The organism is Brachybacterium halotolerans (assembly GCF_016623465.1).
GTDB lineage: Bacteria > Actinomycetota > Actinomycetes > Actinomycetales > Dermabacteraceae > Brachybacterium > Brachybacterium halotolerans.
In genome coordinates this window covers 170,336-191,347 of the sequence record NZ_JAEDAJ010000007.1, presented here as the reverse complement: position 1 = coordinate 191,347, position 21,012 = coordinate 170,336, and the positions used below count along the sequence as shown (strand labels likewise).

20 protein-coding genes are annotated in these 21,012 nt (G+C 72.6%); 4 read left to right on the top strand and 16 right to left on the bottom strand.

Going from position 1 to position 21,012, the window contains the following annotated elements:
• Window positions 1-421: hypothetical protein (locus tag I8D64_RS12660; RefSeq protein ID WP_200503138.1), on the bottom strand; the 421-nt coding region annotated here is incomplete at its 3' end.
• A 469-nt stretch (window positions 422-890) separates the two neighbouring features.
• Here I8D64_RS12660 and I8D64_RS12655 point away from each other — a divergent pair.
• Window positions 891-1,526, top strand: coding sequence for a histidine phosphatase family protein (locus I8D64_RS12655; RefSeq protein WP_200503137.1), 636 nt, complete (start codon window positions 891-893; stop codon window positions 1,524-1,526).
• Window positions 1,527-1,561: 35 nt separating this feature from the next.
• Entirely contained in the window at window positions 1,562-2,098 is a 537-nt protein-coding gene (locus I8D64_RS12650) for a DUF4916 domain-containing protein (protein WP_200503136.1), read from the top strand.
• 49 nt (window positions 2,099-2,147) lie between these two features.
• Here I8D64_RS12650 and rdgB read toward each other — a convergent pair whose 3' ends face one another.
• The 8 genes from rdgB to I8D64_RS12610 form a co-directional block, all read right to left on the bottom strand.
• Window positions 2,148-2,819 (bottom strand): RdgB/HAM1 family non-canonical purine NTP pyrophosphatase, encoded by a 672-nt coding sequence (rdgB, locus tag I8D64_RS12645; RefSeq protein WP_200503135.1) that lies wholly within the window; start codon window positions 2,817-2,819, stop codon window positions 2,148-2,150.
• Window positions 2,816-3,595 (bottom strand): ribonuclease PH, encoded by a 780-nt coding sequence (gene rph / locus I8D64_RS12640; RefSeq protein WP_200503134.1) that lies wholly within the window; start codon window positions 3,593-3,595, stop codon window positions 2,816-2,818. Before rph ends, rdgB begins: the two co-directional genes overlap by 4 nt.
• 105 nt (window positions 3,596-3,700) lie before the next feature.
• Entirely contained in the window at window positions 3,701-4,495 is a 795-nt protein-coding gene (locus I8D64_RS12635) for an MBL fold metallo-hydrolase (protein ID WP_200503133.1), read from the bottom strand.
• Window positions 4,492-5,307, bottom strand: coding sequence for a glutamate racemase (murI, locus tag I8D64_RS12630; protein WP_200503132.1), 816 nt, complete (start codon window positions 5,305-5,307; stop codon window positions 4,492-4,494). The genes I8D64_RS12635 and murI overlap by 4 nt, the downstream gene beginning before the upstream one ends.
• A 97-nt stretch (window positions 5,308-5,404) precedes the next feature.
• Window positions 5,405-6,049, bottom strand: coding sequence for a DUF2017 family protein (locus I8D64_RS12625; protein ID WP_200503131.1), 645 nt, complete (start codon window positions 6,047-6,049; stop codon window positions 5,405-5,407).
• Window positions 6,049-6,384, bottom strand: coding sequence for an ATP-dependent Clp protease adapter ClpS (gene clpS / locus I8D64_RS12620; RefSeq protein WP_343068574.1), 336 nt, complete (start codon window positions 6,382-6,384; stop codon window positions 6,049-6,051). The genes I8D64_RS12625 and clpS overlap by 1 nt, the downstream gene beginning before the upstream one ends.
• 104 nt (window positions 6,385-6,488) lie before the next feature.
• Window positions 6,489-8,336, bottom strand: a complete 1,848-nt coding sequence (locus tag I8D64_RS12615; RefSeq protein WP_200503130.1) for a DEAD/DEAH box helicase — start codon at window positions 8,334-8,336, stop codon at window positions 6,489-6,491.
• 55 nt (window positions 8,337-8,391) lie between these two features.
• Entirely contained in the window at window positions 8,392-8,775 is a 384-nt protein-coding gene (locus I8D64_RS12610; RefSeq protein ID WP_200503129.1) for a DUF3039 domain-containing protein, read from the bottom strand.
• A 95-nt stretch (window positions 8,776-8,870) separates the two neighbouring features.
• Between I8D64_RS12610 and I8D64_RS12605 the strand changes: the two genes are divergently transcribed.
• Both I8D64_RS12605 and I8D64_RS12600 read left to right on the top strand, forming a co-directional pair.
• Window positions 8,871-10,088: a serine hydrolase gene (locus I8D64_RS12605; RefSeq protein ID WP_200503128.1), complete on the top strand. Its 1,218-nt coding sequence runs from the start codon at window positions 8,871-8,873 to the stop codon at window positions 10,086-10,088.
• Window positions 10,085-10,516: a VanZ family protein gene (locus I8D64_RS12600; RefSeq protein WP_200503127.1), complete on the top strand. Its 432-nt coding sequence runs from the start codon at window positions 10,085-10,087 to the stop codon at window positions 10,514-10,516. Before I8D64_RS12605 ends, I8D64_RS12600 begins: the two co-directional genes overlap by 4 nt.
• Here I8D64_RS12600 and I8D64_RS12595 read toward each other — a convergent pair.
• The 7 genes from I8D64_RS12595 to hrpA all read right to left on the bottom strand — a co-directional run bounded on the left by I8D64_RS12595 (window position 10,431) and on the right by hrpA (window position 20,947).
• Window positions 10,431-10,862, bottom strand: a complete 432-nt coding sequence (locus I8D64_RS12595) for an ATP-binding cassette domain-containing protein (RefSeq protein WP_343068573.1) — start codon at window positions 10,860-10,862, stop codon at window positions 10,431-10,433. The genes I8D64_RS12600 and I8D64_RS12595 overlap by 86 nt on opposite strands.
• On the bottom strand, window positions 10,783-12,087 hold the full coding sequence (locus I8D64_RS17040; protein WP_214651228.1) for an ABC transporter substrate-binding protein: 1,305 nt from the start codon (window positions 12,085-12,087) through the stop codon (window positions 10,783-10,785). Before I8D64_RS17040 ends, I8D64_RS12595 begins: the two co-directional genes overlap by 80 nt.
• Window positions 12,084-13,220, bottom strand: a complete 1,137-nt coding sequence (locus I8D64_RS12590; protein WP_200503126.1) for a GNAT family N-acetyltransferase — start codon at window positions 13,218-13,220, stop codon at window positions 12,084-12,086. The genes I8D64_RS17040 and I8D64_RS12590 overlap by 4 nt, the downstream gene beginning before the upstream one ends.
• Entirely contained in the window at window positions 13,217-14,419 is a 1,203-nt protein-coding gene (locus tag I8D64_RS12585) for an exo-beta-N-acetylmuramidase NamZ domain-containing protein (RefSeq protein ID WP_200503125.1), read from the bottom strand. Before I8D64_RS12585 ends, I8D64_RS12590 begins: the two co-directional genes overlap by 4 nt.
• A gap of 123 nt (window positions 14,420-14,542) precedes the next feature.
• A complete protein-coding gene (locus I8D64_RS12580) occupies window positions 14,543-15,994 on the bottom strand; it encodes an NAD-dependent malic enzyme (RefSeq protein WP_200503124.1) in 1,452 nt (483 codons plus the stop codon).
• 130 nt (window positions 15,995-16,124) lie between these two features.
• A complete protein-coding gene (locus tag I8D64_RS12575) occupies window positions 16,125-16,709 on the bottom strand; it encodes a hypothetical protein (RefSeq protein ID WP_200503123.1) in 585 nt (194 codons plus the stop codon).
• Window positions 16,710-17,041: 332 nt separating this feature from the next.
• Window positions 17,042-20,947, bottom strand: coding sequence for an ATP-dependent RNA helicase HrpA (hrpA, locus tag I8D64_RS12570; protein WP_200503122.1), 3,906 nt, complete (start codon window positions 20,945-20,947; stop codon window positions 17,042-17,044).
• Window positions 20,948-21,012: the final 65 nt, after the last annotated feature.

Sequence of the window (21,012 nt, the reverse complement as noted above, 5' to 3'; positions counted from 1 at the left end):
GCATCGCCACAGCGACCATCAGGTCCTGCTGCTCGACCTCGAACGGGTCGGCGTCCATGTCCTCACGCCCCGCCCAGAACGGAGCCAGCGCCACGAAGCGGCGGGAGAGCTCATAGGACTCGTCGACCCCTTCGTCCCACAGGGCACGGACCTGCGCAGTGAGCTCCGCATCCGGGCGGGCCTTCACCCTGCGCGCCACGACCTCACGGCACACCGCCTTCTTGGGTTCCTTCACGATGAACAAGGGCTTGACGCCCTCCGGGGGTGCGGCCACGAAGCGGGGCGTGTGGGCATGCATGTCCTCACGCTGACGCTCGGTCATCTTCTCCACGTCATCCAGGACCGAGAAGGTCGACTCGATCACCGGCTCTCCGGGCAGGTCCAGACGACCCTGCGACTCCGGCTGCTCCACCGCACTCATGACACCCACCCCCTTCCCTGGCATTCCACGACCCCGCGCGGGACTGCGCGACACAAAGACTCTGAATCGATAAACGCGACCACAGAATCAGTCAAGCTCACCAATGAAGCTGCCCCCGCTCCCTTTCGGTATGTCCGATTCTATCCCGCGGTGTCGCTGGAAGCCAGGCCTCCACGGAGAATGTGGATAAGCCGGATAAGAACGCCCCCTCTTCCAAGCTCAACAACCTTTCAGTGGATAGCCCCGTGGAAAACACCCCCTTGTGGAGGAACTTCCGAACGCCCCCGATACCCCCACCACGACGCGACACACGACCCTCCGCCCTCCCCACCGTCCACCCACCCGCACGACCCCTGACCCTGGACGCCGGGCCATCGCCGTGGACGGCTACCCTGGCCGGGACGACGATGCGCGGCGCCTGCCGGCCCGTCGCCCCCAACCCACCTCGTCCTCAGGAGCGTTCCCGACGATGACCCTCTTCGGCCTCGTGCGACACGGGCAGACCGACTACAACCTGCGGGGCCTGTTCCAGGGCTCGAGCGACATCCCGCTGAACGCGACCGGCCGCGAGCAGGCGCACCACGCGCTGGACGGCGCGCCGGACATCGCCTGGGACGCGGCCGTCTCCTCCCCGCTGGGGCGTGCGGAGGAGACCGGTCGGATCATCGCCGAGGACCACGGCGCCCCCTTCGTCGGGACGGATCCGAGGCTCACGGAGATCGACTGGGGCGCTGCCGAGGGGCATGACGTCGCCGAGATGGAGGCCCGCTATCCCGGGCGCGCCTTCCCCGGTCGCGAGGGCCTGCAGGCCGTCGCCGACCGGGGCTACCTCGCGCTCGACGATCTCGCCGAGCGCTTCCCCGGCCAGAACCTGCTCGTGGTCGCCCACGGCACCTTCATCCGCCTGCTGCTCTCCGGCGTCACCGGGACGCACCTGCCCTCGATCCCCAACGGCGCGCTGTCCCTGCTGCGTCACGAGGGCGAGTCGTGGAAGGTCGAGATGATCGCCGGTGAGGCCGCCGAGGAGCCCGCGCGCACCGCGCCCGTGGGAGCCTCGCCGCGCTTCCCGCTCTCCGAGCACCACCTGCGCCCCTACGGGCTCTGAGCAGCCCGCCACTCCCCGACCTTCCAGGAGGACACATGAGCCGCACCGCCGTGGACGCCGAGGGCGCCTGGTTCGAGCCCGAGAGAATGGCCGAGCTGCGCCGCGCCCTGCCCATCGCCTATGTGGACGTGGTGCCCGTGCGCACCGACGTCGACGGCGCGATCACGCAGGTCGGACTGCTGCTGCGCGCGTCCGGGAGCGGGCGCATCATCCGCGCGATCGTCTCCGGCCGCGTGCTCGTGCACGAGACCCTGCGCGAGGCCATCGCCCGGCACGTGGAGAAGGACCTGGGCACGATGGCGATGCCGCGGATCCCCGTCTCGCCCGTGCCGTTCACGGTCGCCGAGTACTTCCCGACGCCCGGCCAGTCGCTGTTCACCGACCCGCGGCAGCACGCGATCTCGCTCGCGTACATCGTGCCCGTGGACGGCGAGGCGGCCCCGCAGGAGGACGCGCTCGAGCTCACCTGGTTCGATGTCGAGGAGCTGCGCGAGGGCGAGGTGCTCTCCGAGCTCGACAACGGCCACGACGTGATCGTGCGCCGCGCCCTCGCCCACGCCGGCCTGGTCTGAGGCCCCGGGCGGCCCCGCCCTGCGGGATCGGGACCGGCCGGGAGCCCGCTCAGCCCAGCAGCTGGGCGATGTCTCCCGCGATCGCGCGGAACGCCTTGCCGCGGTGGGAGATCGCGTTCTTCTCCTCGGGGCTCAGCTCTGCCGCGGTGCGCTCCTGCCCCTCGGGCTGATCCGCCGGCACGAAGAGCGGGTCGTAGCCGAAGCCGCCCTCGCCCCGGCGCTCCGTGAGGAGACGGCCCGGCATCTCGCCGCGCTCGACGCGCTCGGTGCCGTCGGGCGCGACCAGCGCCGCCGCGCACACGAAGCGCGCGGCGCGGTGCTCGGCGGGCACGTCGCCCATCTGGGCGAGCAGCAGGTCGTTGTTGGCCTCGTCGTCGCCGTGGCGCCCCGACCAGCGGGCGGAGAGGAATCCGGGGCTGCCGCCGAGCACGTCGACGGCGAGGCCGGAGTCGTCGGCCACCGCGATCAGGCCCGTCGCCGCGCTCACCGTGCGGGCCTTCAGCAGGGCGTTGCCCTCGAAGGTCACGCGGTCCTCGACGACGTCGGGGAGCTCGAGGCCGGCCGACGAGACGAGCATGCCGTCCTCGAAGCCGGGGACGATCTGCTCGAGGATCTGCTGGAGCTCGCGGAGCTTGCCCTGGTTGTGGCTCGCGATGATGATGCGGGCCCCCTCGGGGATCGGGGCCGCGCCGGTCCCCCGGTGCTCGTCCGCCGGGCTCATCGGCCGGCCCCGAGGGCACCGCGCTGGAGCGCCGAGAGGTCGGCGCAGCCGCCGACGGCGAGATCCAGCAGGGTGTTCAGCTCGGCGCGGTCGAAGGGTGCGCCCTCGGCGGTGCCCTGGACCTCGACGAAGGAGCCGGAGCCGGTGACGACGACGTTCATGTCGGTCTCGGCCTTCACGTCCTCGCGGTACTCGAGGTCCAGGAGCGCCTCGCCGTCGACGATGCCCACGCTCACGGCGGACACGGAGTCGGTGAGGACCTCGCGGACGGCGGGGACGGCGGCGTGCAGCTTGCCCCAGGAGATCGCGTCGGCGAGGGCCACGTAGGCGCCGGTGATCGCGGCGGTCCGGGTGCCGCCGTCGGCCTGGAGGACGTCGCAGTCCAGCTGGATCGTGTTCTCGCCCAGGGCCTCCATGTCCACGACCGCGCGCAGGGAGCGGCCGACGAGGCGGGAGATCTCGTGGGTGCGTCCGCCGATCTTGCCCTTCACGCTCTCTCGGGAGGAGCGGGTGGAGGTCGCGCGCGGCAGCATCGCGTACTCGGCGGTGACCCAGCCGCTGCCCGAGCCCTTCTTCCAGCGCGGCACGCCCTCGGTGAAGGAGGCCGCGCACAGCACCCGGGTGCGGCCGAACTCGACGAGGACGCTGCCCTCGGCGTGATCGAGCCAGTTGCGGGTGATCCTCACCTCGCGCATCTCATCGGCCGTGCGGCCGTCGACGCGGGGGCCGTCGGTGCTCGGGCCGGTGCGGGGGGTCTCGGGGGTGGTCGCGCTCATGGGCCGCGCACCTCTCTCGCTGCTCGGGTGGCGGGCGGGGCCCGCGGGACGCAGTCGAGGATATCGGCCCGTCGGCCGTGCGCTCCGCACAGGAGCGGGCTCCGCTCAGGGCAGCGCGCGCACGGACTCCGTCTCGACCACGAGCGCCGGGCGCGCCATGGTGATCTGCCCGTCGAAGACCGCACGGGTCTCGGCCAGGGTGACCTCCGGGTCGGTCCAGGGGGCGATGTGGGTGAGCACGAGGCTGCGGGCTCCGACGGCGGCCGCCGCCTCCCCCGCGCGCCGCCCGGTGAGGTGGACGCCCGAGAAGCGGTCGTCGCGGCCCTCGATGTATCCAGCCTCGCACAGGAAGACGTCGGCCCCGCGTGCGAGGTCGAGCAGGCGGTCGCAGGTGTCGGTGTCGCCCGAGTAGGCGAGCACGCCGCCGCCAGCGGTCACGCGCATCCCGAAGGACTCGACGGTGTGGCGCACGGCGCCGATCTCGATGCGGAACGGCCCGATCTCGATCTCCTGGCCGTCGCGGATCGGACGGTGGTCGAAGGGCAGGCAGGTGACGCCGTCGGGGACGTCGCCCTCGCGGCCCAGCACCGCGCGCAGGCGGTGGGCGAGCCCCTCGGGGGCGAAGATCGGCAGGCGCGGCAGGTCGCGGGAGTTGTACGCCCAGAACACCTCGAGGCCGGTGAGGTCCAGGAAGTGATCGGGGTGCAGGTGCGAGATGACCACGGCGTCGAGCATCGCCGGGTCGATGTGCGCCTGCAGCGGTCCGAAGGCGCCGCTGCCCAGGTCCAGGAGGATGCGCCAGGTGCGGCCGTCCTCGTCCTCCTGCTCGAGGAGGTAGCTCGAGGCGGCGCCGGTGGGTCCTGCGAAGCTGCCGCAGCAGCCGATGACGGTCAGTCTCATGGGGTCACCACCGGGAGGGTCGCGGTCATGGTCACGGACGGGCCCAGGAAGCGCCGGGAGAGGCGCGAGAACATCGAGGGGGTGCCGTCGTGCGGCGCCGTCTCGGCGAAGACGTGCGCCGGCGGGTTCGGGTCCGTGCGCTGGATGCCGCCGGCCACGAGCTGGCGGTAGACGTCCAGGGCGGTCTCCTCGGCCGAGGAGACCAGGGTGACCTCGGATCCCATCACGTAGCTGATGGGGCCGGTCAGCATCGGGTAGTGGGTGCAGCCCAGCACGAGCGTGTCCACGCCTGCCTCCTTGACGGGTGCCAGGTACTGCTCGGCGATCCCGATGACCTCGTCGCCCTGGGTCTCGCCGCGCTCGACGAACTCGACGAAGCGCGGGCAGGCGGCGGAGGTGATCTGCAGGGCCGGCGCGGCGGCGAAGGCGTCGTCGTAGGCGCGCGAGCCCACGGTCGCCTGGGTGCCGATGATGCCGACGCGGCCGTTGCGGGTCGCGGCGACGGCGCGGCGCACGGCGGGCTGGATGACCTCGATGACGGGGACGTCGTAGCGCTCGCGGGCATCGCGCAGCACGGCCGCGCTCGCGGTGTTGCAGGCGATCACGAGCATCTTCACGCCGCGCTCGACGAGATCGTCCATGATCCCCAGCGCGAGGGCGCGGACCTCCGCGATGGGACGGGGACCGTACGGCGTGTGCGCGGTGTCCCCGATGTAGAGGAGCTCCTCGCGCGGCAGCTGGTCCAGGATCGCTCGGGCGACCGTGAGGCCCCCGACCCCGGAGTCGAAGATCCCGATCGGCGCGTTGCTCATCTGCCCCACAGTAGGCAGGATCCTTTCAGCCCTCAGTGAGGACGCACTCAGTGCGCGGGACATCACACCGTCCGCGGGGCCGCGACCGGCCCGTCGATCAGTACTCGTCGATCGCGCGCAGCAGGCTCTCCTGCAGCCACGTGAGCAGCTCGTAGACGGCCGCGACGACATCGGCCCCGGCCACGCCGTCCTCGTCGTCGAGCGGGGGCGCGTCCTCGACGCGCTCCCCGATCTGCTGGAGCATGCGCAGGGTCTCGAAGTCGCCGTCCTGCGTGATGTGCAGGCGGTCCGCCAGCACGATCCGCACGTCGTTCATGGCGCGCAGCCAGGAGGCGATGTCGTCGGCCGGGACGGTGACCTCGCCGTCGCCGGGGCCGCTGCCGTCGAGGGCGCGCACGAGATGGGTGAGGTCCTCGATCTTCTCGGTCGCGAGGTCCTGCTGCCCCAGGCGGCGCAGCTCCTCGGCCACGGCCGCGTCGGTGCTCGCGTCGGGGAAGAGCCGGCGCACCGCGGAGTCGCGGGGCGCGCGCACCGAGGACTGGGCGAACTCGGCCTCGAGGCGCTCGAGAGGATCGTCCGAGCCGGCGGCGGCGCGCACCGCCCCGGGCTCCTCGCGCAGGTCGAGGTCGTGCCGGATGAGCTCGGCGACCTCCTGGGCGACCTGGCTGATGATCGCCTTCTCCTCGCCGTCCAGGCGGCAGGCGATGTCGCCTCCCGGGCGGGGGCGGAACGCGTGGGCCATCAGCCCTCCTCCGTGCGCTCGAGGGTCGCGCGCAGGCCGTAGGAGTGCATGGCCTGCACGTCGGACTCCGCGCGCTCGCGGGAGCCGCGGGAGACGACGGCCCGCCCCTGCTCGTGCACCTGCTGCATGAGCTGGTGGGCGCGGGCGCGGCTGAAGCCGAAATAGGTGCGGAAGACGTGCTCGACGTAGCTCATGAGGTTCACGGGGTCGTTCCAGACGACCGTCTGCCAGGAACCGTCCTCGAGGTCCTCGGCCTGCGCGGCGCGCTCGGGGTCGAGGACGCCGACGGTGCGCGAGCCGCCGTCCGTGTCGGCGTCGGGATCGTGTCCGTGCACGGCTTCCTCCTTCCGGGGTCGCGTGGACCGCGTGGTCCATCGATTCTACGAAGCGGGTGGGACGAAGCGGTCAGCTCGGTCCCAGCGGGGTGCGGGCCCGGTCCTCAGCGGCGGCCGACGAACCAACCGCGCACGACCGCGATCCTCTCCTCGATCTGCTCGGCGCTGGCCTGCGGCACGGCGGGGCCGCCGCAGCGCGAGCGCAGGGTGTTGTGGACCTGGCCGTGCGGGGTGCCGGACTTGCGGGCCCACGCGGAGACCAGGGAGGAGAGCTCCTTGCGCAGGTCCATGAGTCGGCGGTGGTCGACGACGGGGATCGCCCGGTCCGCCTCGCTCGCGACCCCCTCACCCTTCTTCGAGCGGCGGGCCATCTGGCTGGCCTGGCGCTCCTGCAGCAGGGTGCGCATCTGGTCGGCGTCGAGCAGGCCCGGGATGCCCAGGAACTCCTGCTCGTCCTCGCTGCCGGCATCTCCCCCGGCGCCGTACTCGCCGCCGTCGAAGAGGACGCGGTCGAAGGACGCGTTCGACTCGAGGGCCTCGAAGGAGAGCTCGAGCTGGTCGGAGGCCTGCTCGGTGCGGTTGGCCTCCTCGATCAGGTGCTCGTCGAGCCCGGTCTCCGCATCGCCCTCCTGCGGGCGCAGGTCCAGGACGTGATCGCGCTCCTCCTCCATGGCGGCCGCGTGGGCGGTGAGGATCGGCACCGAGGGCAGGAAGATGCTCGCGGTCTCGCCGCGGGTCCGCGAGCGCACGAAGCGGCCGACGGCCTGCGCGAAGAACATGGGGGTCGCGGTCGAGGTCGCGTAGACGCCGACGGCCAGGCGCGGCACGTCCACGCCCTCGGACACCATGCGCACGGCGACCATCCAGCGGTCCTCGGAGTCCGAGAACGCCTCGATGCGCTTGCCGGCGCCCGCATCGTCCGAGAGGACGGTCGTGACCTCCTCGCCGGTGATGTCGTGGAGGGTCGCGGCATAGGCGCGCGCCGTCTTCTGGTCGGTCGCGATGACCAGGCCGCCCGCGTCCGGCACGTGGCGGCGCATCTCCGTGAGGCGCTTGTCGGCCGCGGCGAGGACCGCCTGGATCCACTCGCCCTTGGGATCCAGGGCGGTGCGCCAGGCCTGCTGGGTGATGTCCTTGGTCTCGATCGCGCCGAGCTGCGCGGAGACCTCGTCGCCGGTCTTCGTGCGCCAGTGCATGCGGCCCGAGTAGGTCATGAACATGACGGGGCGCACCACGTTGTCCCGCAGCGCGTCGGCGTAGCCGTAGGAGTAGTCGGCCTTCGAGCGCAGGAAGCCCTCGGAGTCCTCCTCGTAGACGACGAAGGGGATCTGCGAGGAGTCCGACCGGAAGGGGGTTCCCGTCAGGGCGAGGCGACGCGTGGCGGGGTCGAAGGCCTCGCGCACGCCGTCGCCCCAGGTGAGGGCGTCGCCGGCATGGTGGATCTCGTCGAGGATCACCAGGGTGCGCTCGGCCTCCGTGCGCGCCCGGTGCAGCATCGGGTTCATGCCGACCTGCGCGTAGGTGATCGCGACGCCCTGGAAGTGGGCGCCGTGGCGCCCCTGGGCGTTGGTGAAGTTCGGGTCGAGCGAGATGCCCACGCGCGCGGCGGAGTCCGCCCACTGGGTCTTCAGGTGCTCGGTCGGGGCGACCACGGTCACGCGGCGCACGGTGCCCTCGGCGAGGAGCATCGCGGCGATCTGCAGCGCGAAGGTGGTCTTGCCGGCGCCCGGCGTCGCGACCGTCATGAAGTCCTTGGGGGCGCGCTCGCGGTACATCGCGAGGGCCTCGGACTGCCAGGCGCGCAGCTTCGGGGCCGTGCCCCAGGCGGCGCGCTCCGGGTATGCCGGTGGGAGGGACTGCGCCGCCGCGGTCGAGGGCCGGTGCGGGTCGCTTGTCTGGGGTGTCGTCGGTGGTGTCACAGCGCGGACCACGTTACCGCCGCGCCCGGACATCCCGACGCCGGGGCGTGGCGGGCGGGATGTGAGGAATCGCCGACGCGGAGATCCTTCAGCGCCGACCGCCGAAGAAGCCCCGGAACCCGCCGCGGCCGCCGCCCGAGCCGCCCTTGCCGCCACCCGCTCCGTCGCCGCCGTCGTTGGGCTCGCGCAGGCCGTCGTGGATCTCCTTGCACTGCGGGCACACGGGGTACTTCTTGGGGTCGCGCCCGGGCACCCAGACCTTGCCGCACAGGGCGATCACGGGCGTGCCGTCGAGGGCGGCCTGGGTGATCCGGTCGCGGCGCACGTAGTGGGCGAACCGGTCGTGGTCGCCGTCGTCGGTCTTCTCCTCGCGCTCCTTGGTCTCGCGGTCCAGCACGGCGGTCGCGCCGGGCGACTGGCCGGGGTCCTCGCGATACGGGTCGAGGCGGTCGGGATCGGAGATCGAGGGCATGTCAGGCTCCTTCGGGCTGATCGTCGTCGCTCCCGAGGGTAGTCGGCGTGGCAGGATCGGACGCCCATGGAGCTTCCGGTGTGGAGGGGGATCACGTGAGCGCGAGGCCCGACGCCCAGCAGGAGGGCCTGCAGGCCCTCGTCGACGCGTTGCTTGCGACGGCGCGCGGCGAGCGGAGTGGTGCCGACGGATCATCGGCCGACGGCGCGGTCGAGCACTCCGTCGAGGGCGCGGGCGCGGTCGCCGCGGGGATCAGCGGGCCCGACGGGCTCGACAGGGGCTCCCTGCGGATCTTCGGCGGGGCCCCCGTGAGCTTCGCGGCCGACGGGACGCCGCTGCCCGAGGACACCTCAGAGGGTGCGGACCCCGTCGACCCCGTCGGCCCCGGGACGCTCTTCGACTTGGCCTCGGTGACCAAGGTCGTCACCGCGCTCACCGCCGCGACCCTGCTCGCGGACGGGTCCCTGGACCTCGAGGACCGGGCCGTCGACCTGTTGGATCCGGCCCTCGTGCCCGACGCGCGGATCACGGTGCGCCACCTGCTCACGCACACCGCGGGACTGCCGCCCACGATGCCGCTGTGGCGCATCGTCGGCAGGCGCGAGCAGCGCCTCGCAGCGATCGGACGCGCGGACCTCGCCTCCGCTCCCGGCACCGCCCACGCCTACTCGTGCATCGGCTTCATCCTTCTCGGCGAGATCCTCGCGCGCCTCGGCGGAAAGGACCTCCCGGCCCTCGCTCGCGAGCGCGTGCTGGACCCCGCCGGCGCGACCCGCGCCACCTGGTGGCCCGACGAGCATGCGCGCGCCCGCGCGGCGGCGACGGAGTTCCAGGAGGATCCGCCCCGCGGGCTCGTGCGCGGCGAGGTGCACGACGAGACTGCCTGGGCCCTCGGCGGCGTCGGCAACGCGGGGCTGTTCGCGACCCTCGACGACGCCCTCGCGATCGCGCGCGTGCTCGCGGGCACGGCGCCCGGGCCCCGGCTCCCGGAGGATCTGCGACGCGAGATCGGACGCGACCAGCTCGCCCTCCCCGCCACCACGGGTGCGCCGTGGCGCCAGGGGCTCGGCGTGAGGATCGGCCAGGAGCTCCCGGACGGATCTCTCGTGCCCGGCGTGCTGGGGCATCCGGGGTTCACGGGCACCGCCCTGTGGGCCGACCCCGCCACGGGCACGGTCGCCGCGCTGCTCACCAACCGAGTGCACCCCCGTCGCGAGTGCTTCGAGGTGCTCGAGGCGCGCCGAGAGACGGCGCGCCTCGCCTTCGCACCGGCATCGCCGTCGGCATCGGCGTCGGCAGGGCCGCGCCCGTGACCTCCCGCGTCCGCGTGCTCGTCGCGGGCGTCGCGCTCCTCGCGAACATCGGCTTCTACCTGCCCAGCGTCCCCGACACCGGACCAGCGGGCCCCGTGCGGATCGACACGGTCTACCACGTGGGCGTCTTCGCCCTCACCGTCTGGGCGTGCGGCCGTCTGCTCGCGCCCGCGCGGCGCTTCCCGATCGGCTGGGTGGTGCTCGCCGCCGCGGCCCACGCCGTGCTCATCGAGGTCCTCCAGGGCGCGCTGCTCCCCCACCGCTCGGCCGATCCGGACGACGTCCTCGCCGACCTCGTCGGGATCGCGATCGGGGTGCTCGCGTGGACCGCGGAGCGGTGGATCAGGCGCCGGGCGTCCCGAGAGAGCGCCGCGGATCCGGGGCGGCCGCGAGCAGACGCCGCGTGTATTCGTCCTGCGGATCACTGATGACCTGCGCGGACTCACCGCGCTCGACCACGCGCCCCTCGTGCATGACCAGGACCTCGCTCGAGTAGCGGCGCGCGCTGCCCAGGTCGTGGGTGATGTAGAGGACCGCGAGGTCCTCCTCGCGCCGCAGGTCGTCGATGAGGTCGAGCATGGCCTTGCGGATCGTCACGTCGAGCATCGAGACGGGCTCGTCGGCCAGCAGCACGGACGGCCCGGCGGCGAGCGCGCGGGCGAAGGAGACGCGCTGGCGCTCCCCGCCCGAGAGCTCATGTGGGAAGCGGTCCAGGTAGTGCTCGGCGGGCTCGAGGCCCACCCGCGAGAGCAGCGCCGCGCTGCGCTCGCGCACCTCGTCGGATCCGGACCTGCTCTGGTGCAGCCGCACGGCCCCAGTCGACGAAGCCCGAGGGGATCTGTAGCGGGAACTCGAGCTTGGTGCCGTCCTCGGCGGCGCGCACGCCGTCCGGGCCGCGCCGGTAGCCGGCGTCGTCCAGGACCTTCTCCGCCTTGTCGGGGTCGAACTCGAACTCCTTCCCCTGGTACCTCTTCGCGATGTACTGCTCGAAGGTGGGGCGCGGCAGACCGGTGGGATGGGGCGGGCCCACGTAGCCCAGCATCGCGATGTCCGCGATCTGCTTCCGGTCGATCGCGAGCGAGATGCCGCGGCGCAGCTCGAGGTCCTGCCAGAGGTCCTTCTCGAGGTTGAAGGTCAGGTTCACGACGCCCAGGCCCGGGTAGTAGTAGCCGCGGTGCTCGGGATCCTTCGCGACGAAGATCTTGTCGACGTTGGCGACGAACCCGCCGGACCAGTCGATCTCGCCGGCCTGCAGCGCGGTGTTGAAGGTCTCCGTGGAGTACGAGGGGTAATAGAGCTCGGGGACCGCGAAGTCCTCGACCGCCCAGTGCTTCTCGTTGCGGCGGAAGGTGTAGAGCTGGTCGGAGAAGCGATCGAGCATGTACGGACCGGAGCCGACGGGCTCTGCGATCGCGTCCTTCTCGACGTCGAGGGTCTCGAAGATGTGCTTGGGGACGACGTAGGAGCCGCCCAGCGTCGGCGCGTGCGCGAACGAGGGCCCGTCGAAGGAGACCTCCACGGAGCGCTCCCCCGTGCGCTTCGCATCCTTGATCGGCAGCGCGGAGCCGTTGGTCGCGGGCTTGTCACGGAGCATGAGCAGGGAGTACTCGACGTCCTCCGCGGTCAGCGGATGGTCGTCGGTGAACACGATGCCTTCGCGCACGAGGATCTCCGCGCTCGTGCCGTCCTCGCCGAAGGTGATCTTCTCGGCGACCCACGGCACGGGCTTCTCGGGGTCCATGGCCGTGTACACCATGAGCGGCTCGAAGATGAGCCCGCTCGCGCCCTGCAGGGCCGTGGGCGAGTAGGGGTTGAAGTTCGGCTGGTAGACGGTCACATCGTTCGCGTGGATGCGCAGCGGCGGGTTCTCGGAGTCCTGCGCGGCGGGGCCGCACGAGGAGAGTCCGACGGCGGTGAGGCCGGCGGCGCCCACCGCCGCGCCGAGCACGGTGCGGCGCGCGGGACGCGGGGACGACGGGGGCGGGGACGAGGCGGTCATGGGCGCGACCTCTCCTTCGGGATCGGGACTGCCGGGATCGGGACTGCCGGGATCGGAGCTGCATCGGGGCGGACGGGGAGCTCGAAGGGCGTGGTGGTCGCGAGCGGACGGAAGCCCCGCGAGAGGTACATGCGGTGGGCGGGACCGCGCGCCCAGGTCCACTGGAACCAGGCGCGGCGGGCGCCCGCGCGCGCCATGCGCACCAGGGCGGCGTCGAGCAGGGCGCCGCCGACCCCGCGTCCGCGGGCGGAGGGCAGCACGCCGATGGGGCCGAAGCGCCCGGGATCCGCGCCGACGACGTCCCAGGCGGCGATGCCGAGGAGCTCCCCCACGGGTTCCGCCGCGGACTCCGTCGCGTCACGGGCGAGCAGGATCGTGCCGGCCGGGCCGTCCGTCGGATGGTGCCCGCGGGACTCCTCCTCCGCGCGGTGCGCGACGTGGGCGCCGAGCAGCTGCGCCCAGTCCTCGGACAGGTGGAGGCGCACGGCGGCGAGCATCCCGGGCACCTCCTCGGGGGTGCACGGAGCGATCCGGACATCAGGAGGGTGGGCGCCGCCGGCCGGGCTCCGCTCCGCAGGGCCCGTGAGCTCGCGCTCCATGGCGAGCGCGCTCCCCGCCTCGTGCGCTCCGCGGGCGCGGAGGAAGGCGGCGGTGCCGGGGTCGGCGGCCTCGTCGATGCCGGGAGCCGCGTAGCCCCTCGGTCGTCCGCTGATCACGAGGCTCTCGGCTCCCCACCGGCGTGCGTGCACGAGCGCCGCGTCGAGCAGACGAGTGCCCACGCCCCGGCGTCGGTGCGCGGGGTGCACCGCGCCGCTGACCAGGTACGCCGCGCCGTCCTGCGTCGCGACGTGCGCGAAGCCCACCGGTGACGGATCCCCTGCGCGTCCCGCCGCTTCCTCGGTGTCCCCGGTGTTCTCAGCGTCCTCGACGACCAGCACGATCGAGCTCCGCGGATCGGGGTCGGCGAGCACGAGCTGCGTGAGCTCCTGCGCGGTGAGGGGTCGCGCGGTGCCCGTGGTGAGCGCGGCGAGCGCCGGGAGGTCCCCGGGGCGCAGCTCCTCGCGCACGCGGATGGCCCCGTGCGTCGGCGCCGTCGCCCCTGTCGGCCCCGTCGGCCTGGTCGTCCTCGTCATGCGGTCGCACCGTCCCTGTCGAGGAGCTCGGGAACGGGCGAGGCGGCGAGGATCTCGGCGAGATCGGCGCCGTCGTCGACGCCCTCGCGCAGGGCGCTCGAGCCCCAGAGCAGATCGATGAAGGGAGGGCGCTCCGGGGCGTTGCGGCGCCAGAACTCGCCGCCGGCGTGTTGGGCGCGCATGACCGCGAGCACGCCGTGCCCGGTGCGGATCGGGTCGAAGCCGCCGCTCGTCGCGGTCCCGCTGTCGACGGGAGCGCCGCCGACGAGCGCGGCGGGATCGTCGGCGAGGTGGAGCTGGACACCGTGCAGGATCTGTCCGGCGAAGTCCCCGTGCGTGGCGCGCACCTGGACCTCGCGCACGAGGACGCCGGGAAGCTCGAGCTCGCGCAGGGCGTCCGCGAAGCGGCGGTCGGCCCATGGTGCGCCGAGCACCTCGAAGGGGGTCGTGGTCCCGCGGCCCTCGCTCCAGGTGGTGCCCTCGACGAGGCACGTGCCCGGGTAGAGGGCGAGCGCGGTGGGGGTCGGCATGTTCGGGGAGGGCGGCACCCAGCGGGCGGACCCGTCGGCCCCCGGTGCAGGGGTGATGGAGAGGTCGAGTGGGTCCTCGAGGTGGTGGGCCGCAGCGTGACGTGCCACGTCGCCCAGGCGGCCGCCGTGGCGCAGGGGGATGTTCATGCGCCCCACGAAGCTCGCGCAGGCGGGGTCGAGACCGGGGCCCAGGGGCGCCGCGGGCAGCGGGGCCGGGCGGTCCAGGACGTGCACCGGCAGACCGAGGCGGGCGCATGCCTGCATGGCGTCGACCATCGACCAGGGATAGGTAAAGAAGCGGCAGCCGATGTCCTGCAGGTCCACGAGCAGCCCGTCGATCCCGCTGCGCTCGAGCAGGGCGACCAGATCCTCGCCGTGCACCCCGTAGGAGGAGAGCACCGGGATGCCGGTCGCGGGATCCCGCTGATCCGCGCCGCCCTCCCCCGCCTGCTCGCTGCCCCAGTACCCGTGCTCGGGGGCGATCAGGCAGTGCGGACGGATGCCCGCCTCCACGAGCGCATCGACGCCGCGCCGCAGCTCGGACGTCGTGGCGGCGAAGTTCGTCAGCAGGCCGGGACGCGCGCACCCCGGGAGCTCGGCCTCGAGCCTCCCGGGGTCCGCGATCAGGACGTCGAGCCCCGACACCCTCTGGTGTGACGCAGGGAACACCCCTCGAGGGTAGTGAAGTTACCTCCGCGTGTCACCCGTTTTCGGTGAACTTGGTGCTTTCACGGGGCGGAGGGACCGTGCGACCCGCGCCCCCAGGAGGGCACGAGGCCGCGGGGCCTCGACTCAGAGGTGGATCTCCTCGGCGTAGACCGCGGGGATCGCCCCGGTGATCGTGTCCACGGTGCCGGCCTCCTCACGGGCGACGTGCTCCACGGCGGCGGCGACAGCCTTGGTGACGCCCTCGTTGAAGACGCTCGGCACGATGTAGGTGGGGTTCAGCTCCTCGGAGGAGACCACGTCGGCCAGGGCCTTCGAGGCCGCGAGCAGCATCCGGTCCGAGACGTTCGTGGCGCGTGCATCGAGCAGTCCGCGGAACACCCCGGGGAAGGCCAGGACGTTGTTGATCTGGTTGGCGAAGTCGCTGCGGCCGGTCGCGACGACCTCCGCGTGCTTCGCGGCCTCGGCCGGGTCGATCTCCGGGGTGGGGTTCGCCATCGCGAAGACGATCGAGCGCTCCGCCATGCGGGAGACGTCGTCGGCGGTGAGGATGTTCCCGGCGCTCACGCCGATGAACACGTCGGCCCCGGTGATGGCGTCGCTGAGCGTGCCGGTGAGCTGGCGCGGGTTGGTGACCTCGGCGATCCAGGGCAGGCGGCCCTCGAGGTTCTCCCGGCCCTCGTGGACGATGCCGTCGATGTCGGTGACGACCACGTCGCGGGCGCCCGCGGCGCGCAGCAGGCGCAGGATCGCAGTGCCCGCGGCGCCCGCTCCCGAGAGCACGATGCGCACGTCGGCGATGCTCTTGCCGACCACGCGCAGGGCGTTGCGCAGCGCGGCGACCACGACGATCGCCGTGCCGTGCTGGTCGTCGTGGAAGACGGGGATGTCGAGCTCCTGGCGCAGGCGGTCCTCGATCTCGAAGCAGCGCGGGGCCGAGATGTCCTCGAGGTTGATGCCGGCGAAGACCGGGGCGATCGCCTTCACGTGGGACACGATGTCCTCGACGGAGTGCGCGTCCAGGCAGATCGGGAACGCGTCGATGTCCGCGAAGCGCTTGAAGAGGGCGGCCTTGCCCTCCATGACGGGCATCGCGGCGAGCGGGCCCAGATCGCCCAGGCCCAGGATCGCGGAGCCGTCGGAGACGACGGCGACGGTGTTGCGCTTGATGGTGAGGCTGCGGGCGTCCTCGGGGTGCTCGGCGATCGCCTTCACGACGCGCGCGACGCCCGGGGTGTAGACCATCGAGAGGTCGTCGCGGTGGCGGATCGGGACCTTCGACTCGACGGTGAGCTTGCCGCCCAGGTGCGCGAGGAACGTGCGGTCCGAGACCTTGCCGAGCTCGACCCCCTCGAGGTCCTTGAGGGCCTCGACCACCTCCATGGCGTGGTCGTTGTCCGCGGTGAGGACGGTGAGGTCCGCGCGCATCCGCTCGGGCCCGGAGGCGGAGACATCGAGCGCGGTGACCAGGGCGCGGTGCGCCTCGATGGTCCCGGTGATGTCGCCGACCGCCGCGGAGTGGGCGGCGAACTCGAGACGGATCGTGATGGAGTAGCTGACTGATGGCGCCGGTGACATGCGGCTCATCGTAGCGTCGCGGGCCGCCGCTGCGGGACGCCTCGGCGCGGCGCGCCCGGGAGGGATCCCCGCCGTGTCCGTCCCCCCGTACGGAGGCGGCTCATCCACCGGCCGACGGGCGGTCGACGGCTCAGTCCGTGAAGGACTTCACCTCGTCGGAGTAGCGCTCCCACAGGGTCTCCGCGGCGCTCGCCTGCTCGGCGTAGCGGTCGGGGTAGGCGGACTGCTGGACGGCCTGGGCGGCCTCGCCGAGATCCCAGTCGTCGTAGTCGGGGGCGACGTCGAGGAGGCCCGGGGCGCTCGAGTGGTCGCCGAGGCCGAGGAACGCGTCGATCGCCTTCTTCTTGTGGCGCACCTCGGACTCGGTGCCCCACCCCGCGGAGGGACGCTGCTGGAAGAGACCGCCGGAGTCGAGGTCGACGGCCGGCTGGTAGTTGTACAGCCACGCCTCGACGATCGCGGTCGCGAGCACGATCTGGGTGCCGTGGGCGCTGATGTCATGGCCCTTGCAGACGGCGATGATGAAGCGCGCGTTCTCGACCTGCCAGTCGTCCATCGCGTCCAGCGCGAAGCCCTCGCGGGTCTCGGCGCGCGTCATGAACGACTCGGTCCAGTCGTCGGAGTCGGCGTCGGCGGCCATGGCCGGGGCGGCCGTGGCGAGGGCGGTCAGTCCGATGGTCCCGGCGAGGAGCAGGCGGCGGCGGGAGAGGGTCATGCGAGGCACCTTCGAGGTCTGTGGTTCCGGGATCCGGAAGGACGCCGATGACGCTAGCGAGCGCACGAAGCGCTGTGAACAGGACATCTGTCCGGTTCGCCCGAGTCCGACCGCGGTTCTTTGCGCGGGCATGAACTCCTTGACCCAGCGCGCGGGGAGCCTCCGTGACCTCATCGTGACCGGTCGAGCGGGCGTTCAGACGCCGCCCAGCGCCCTCCGGGATCCTCCGCAGTGCGCTCACCACGGCGAACGCAAAAGTTGCGTATGCGATCGACGGAGGTGGCTGCGAGCACACGGATCAGGGGGCGTGTGTCACGTCCCGCGGCGCCGGCTCAGGCCGAGAGCGCCGCGATCGCTGTGCGGAGGCGCTTGTCGGAGACGGTCTCGCGGGTGCCCAGGGTCTGGGCGAACAGGCTCACCCGGTACTCCTCCAGCAGCCACGGGATGCGCGTCGCGTCCTCCTGGGCAGCGCGCGAGCGGGAGAGCGTCGCGCGGGCGCGCTCCCACAGCTGCTCGACGTCGTGGACCTGCCAGGCGAGCTTCGCGTCGCGCGGAGGGTTCTCCTCGAGCTTCTCCAGCCGGATCCCGTCGGCCCGTAGGTAGCGCACCAGGTCGCCCAGGTGCTCGACCCCCGTGCGGGAGACGAAGCGCTCCCCCACCAGGCCCGCGGCGTGCTCGCGGATCTCGGTGAGCTGCTGGAGGATCGTCAGCGAGGAGACGCGGCCGAGCGACTTCGCGAGCTTCGCGTGTGCGGCGAGGGCCGCGGCCGCGTCGCGCACGGCCTGCGCCGCGACCCGGTCGTGGTCCGAGCGCACCCGCGCGAGCGCCGCGTCGAACTGCTCGCGCGTGCGCACGGAGCCCGCGTCGCCCACCAGATGAGCGGTCGCTGCCGCGGAGGCATCGGCCAGGAGGGCGGCGCTCGAGGGGTACGGGGACTGGGCGACGGCGAGCTTCGTGGGGTTCGGCAGCGCGTTCAGCACGGAGGGGAGATCCGGGTGGAGCTCGCGGTCCACGAGCGCGATCACGCCCTCGGGGTGCGCGCTCGCCTGCTCCTCGGCGGTCGCGAGCACCTTCAGGTCCACACGCTCGACCTGCCCGTCGGCCCCGCGCACGGCGACCAGCGCCGGGTACCCGGTCACCTCGAGTCCGCCGACGCGGCTGCGGTGCACCGCGGGGACGCCCGCCTCGGGGAAGGCTGGGAGGTCGCGTCGGGCGAGGTCCTCGCCCTGCGTGGTGACCGAGGCGTCCATGCGCGTCTTCAGGCGCTTCTGGAGCGCTCCGAGGTCGTCGCCCGCGCCGATCTCCCGGCCCTTCGCGTCGACCACCCGGAAGTGCATGCGCAGGTGGGCGGGGATGCGGTCGAGGGCGAACTCGGGGCCGTACAGCTCGAGGTCCTGCGGGACGCCGGGGAGGGCGACGAGCTCGTCGGCCGCCGCCTCGACGAACGCCTCGCCGGCATCCGGATCGTCGTCGTGGAGGGTCGCCGCCACTGCCTTCGCACGCTCGGGGGCGGGGACCAGGTGGCGGCGCAGGGGCTTGGGCAGGGAGCGGATGAGCTCGGTGACGAGCTCCTCGCGCATCCCCGGCACCAGCCAGTCGAAGCCGCGCGGGGTGACGCGGTTGAGCACCGCGAGAGGGATCGTCGCGGTGACGCCGTCGCTGCCGCGCGCGCCCACGTCCCCGAAGGAGTAGCTGAGCGGCAGCGTGAGGTCCCCCTGCACCCAGGTGTCGGGGAAATCGGCCTGGATCGCGGCGGTGACGGACTCGTCGGCCGCGAGGAGGTCGTCCTCGGTGAGCGTGAGCAGGTCGGGGGTGATGTGCCGCTGCTTCTTCCACCAGGCGTCGAAGTGGCGGCCGGAGACGACGTCGGCGGGGATGCGCGCGTCGTAGAAGGCGAAGACCTGCTCGTCGCCGATGAGGAGGTCGCGCCGACGGGTCTTCGCCTCAAGCTCCTCGAGCCTCTCGATGAGCGCCCGATTGTCGCGGAAGAAGTGGTGGCGGGTCCGCCAGTCCCCCTCGACGAGGGCATTCTGCAGGAAGATGTCCCGGGCGAGCTCGGGGTCCACCCGGCCGAAGGGCACCACGTGGTCGGCGACGATGGGCACCCCGTAGAGAGTGACCTTCTCGTGCGCCATCGCGGAGGCCTGCTTGGAGGACCAGTAGGGCTCGGAGTGGGAGCGGCGCACCACGTGCGCGCCGATCTCCTCGGCCCAGGCGGCGTCGATCCTCGCGGCGGTGCGTCCCCAGAGCCGGGACGTCTCGACGAGCTCGGCGACCATGACGAGCTCGGGGCGCTTCCTAGCGAGGGCGGATCCGGGCCAGAGCGCGAACCGCGCGCCCCGGGCGCCGGAGTACTCGCGGCTGCGGTCGTCGTAGAGGCCGACGTGGGAGAGCAGCCCCGCGAGCAGCGCCTGGTGGATGCGCGCGGGATCGGCCTCGCTCTTGTTGAGGTGGAGATCGGCGTCCTTCGCCATGTCCTTCAGCTGGGAGTGCAGGTCCCACCATTCGCGGATGCGCAGGTAGTGGAGGTATTCGCCGCGGACCTCACGGCGGAACGCGCTGCCCGAGAGCTCCTTGCGCCGCTCCTGGAGGTGGTTCCAGAGGTTCAGGAGGCCCAGGAAGTCGCTGGTCTCGTCCTCGAAGCGCCTGTGCTTCTCCTTGGCCTGCTGCTCGAAGCCGAGCGGACGCTCGCGCGGGTCCTGGATCGAGAGTCCCGCGACGATCACGAGGACCTCGCGCAGGGCGCCGAGGCGGTCGGCCTCGATGAGCATGCGCGCCATCCGGGGGTCCAGCGGGAAGCGCGCGAGCAGTCGGCCGATGTCCGTCAGGCGCCGTCCGCCCGGCGCCTTCGGGTCGGTTTCGATGGCGCGCAGCTCCTCGAGCAGGCGCACGCCGTCGGTCACGGCGCGCGTGGCCGGGGGCTCCACGAACGGGAAGGACTCCACGTCCCCGAGCCCGAGGGAGGTCATCAGCAGGACGACGGAGGCGAGGTTGGTGCGCAGGATCTCGGGCTCGGTGAACTCCGGGCGGGTCTCGAAGTCCTCGCGGGAGAAGAGACGGATCGCGATGCCGGGATGGGTGCGGCCCGACCGGCCCGAGCGCTGGTTCGCGCTGGCCTGGGAGATCGGCTCGATCGGAAGGCGCTGCACCTTGGTGCGCTGGGAGTAGCGGGAGATGCGGGCGAGGCCCGAGTCGATCACGTAGGTGATGCCGGGGACGGTGAGAGAGGTCTCGGCGACGTTGGTCGACAGGATGATCCGGCGGTGCGTGCCCGCGGGGCGCGGCGAGAAGATCCGCTGCTGGTCGCTCGCGGAGAGCCGGCCGAACAGCGGCAGCACCTCGGTGGGCAGACGGCCCCGGCCTCCCGAGCCCAGGTGCTGCTCGAGGCTGTCGCGGATCTCGCGGATCTCGCGCTCGCCGGGCAGGAAGACGAGCATGTCGCCGGGGCCCTCGGCGGCGAGCTCGTCGACCGCGTCGATGATCGCCTCGTCGAGGTCGCGCTCGATGGAGTGGATGTCCTCGAGCTCGTCGGCCTCCGAGGCCTCCTCGGCGGCGACCTCCGCGTCGATCACGAGCGGCCGGTAGCGGACCTCGACGGGATAGGTGCGCCCGGAGACCTCGAGGACGGGCGCCGGGTGCATCGCACCGTCGGCCCCGCTGGTGGCGAAGTGCTGGGCGAAGCGCTCGGGGTCGATGGTCGCCGAGGTGATGACGACCTTGAGGTCGGGGCGCTGCGGCAGGATCTGCCGGAGGTAGCCGAGGATGACGTCGATGTTCAGCGAGCGCTCGTGGGCCTCGTCGATGATGATCGCGTCGTAGCGCCGCAGCAGGCGGTCCGAACCGAGCTCTGCCAGCAGGATGCCGTCGGTCATCAGCTTCAGCCGGGCGCCGCGGGCGACCTCCTTGGTGAAGCGCACCTGGTAGCCGACGGTCCCTTCGCCGAGCTTCTCCCCCAGCTCGGAGGCGATGCGGCTCGCGACGCTGCGCGCGGCGAGCCGTCGCGGCTGCGTGTGGCCGATGACCTTGCCGTTCCCGCCGAAGCCGAGCTCGAGGAGCATCTTGGGGATCTGCGTGGTCTTGCCGGATCCGGTCTCGCCGGCGATGACGACGACCTGGTTCTCGCGCAGCGCGGACAGGATCTCCTCGCGCTGCTGGGAGACGGGCAGCTCGCCCGGGTAGGTGATCGCGAGCTGCGGTGCCTCGGGGTGGGTCTCGGTGGTGCTCGGGCGCGCGCTCATGATGGGACATGCTAGGCGTTCGGAGGCGTCGGGGTCGCCCCGATTCCCGGTGCCCGCCCGCGGGG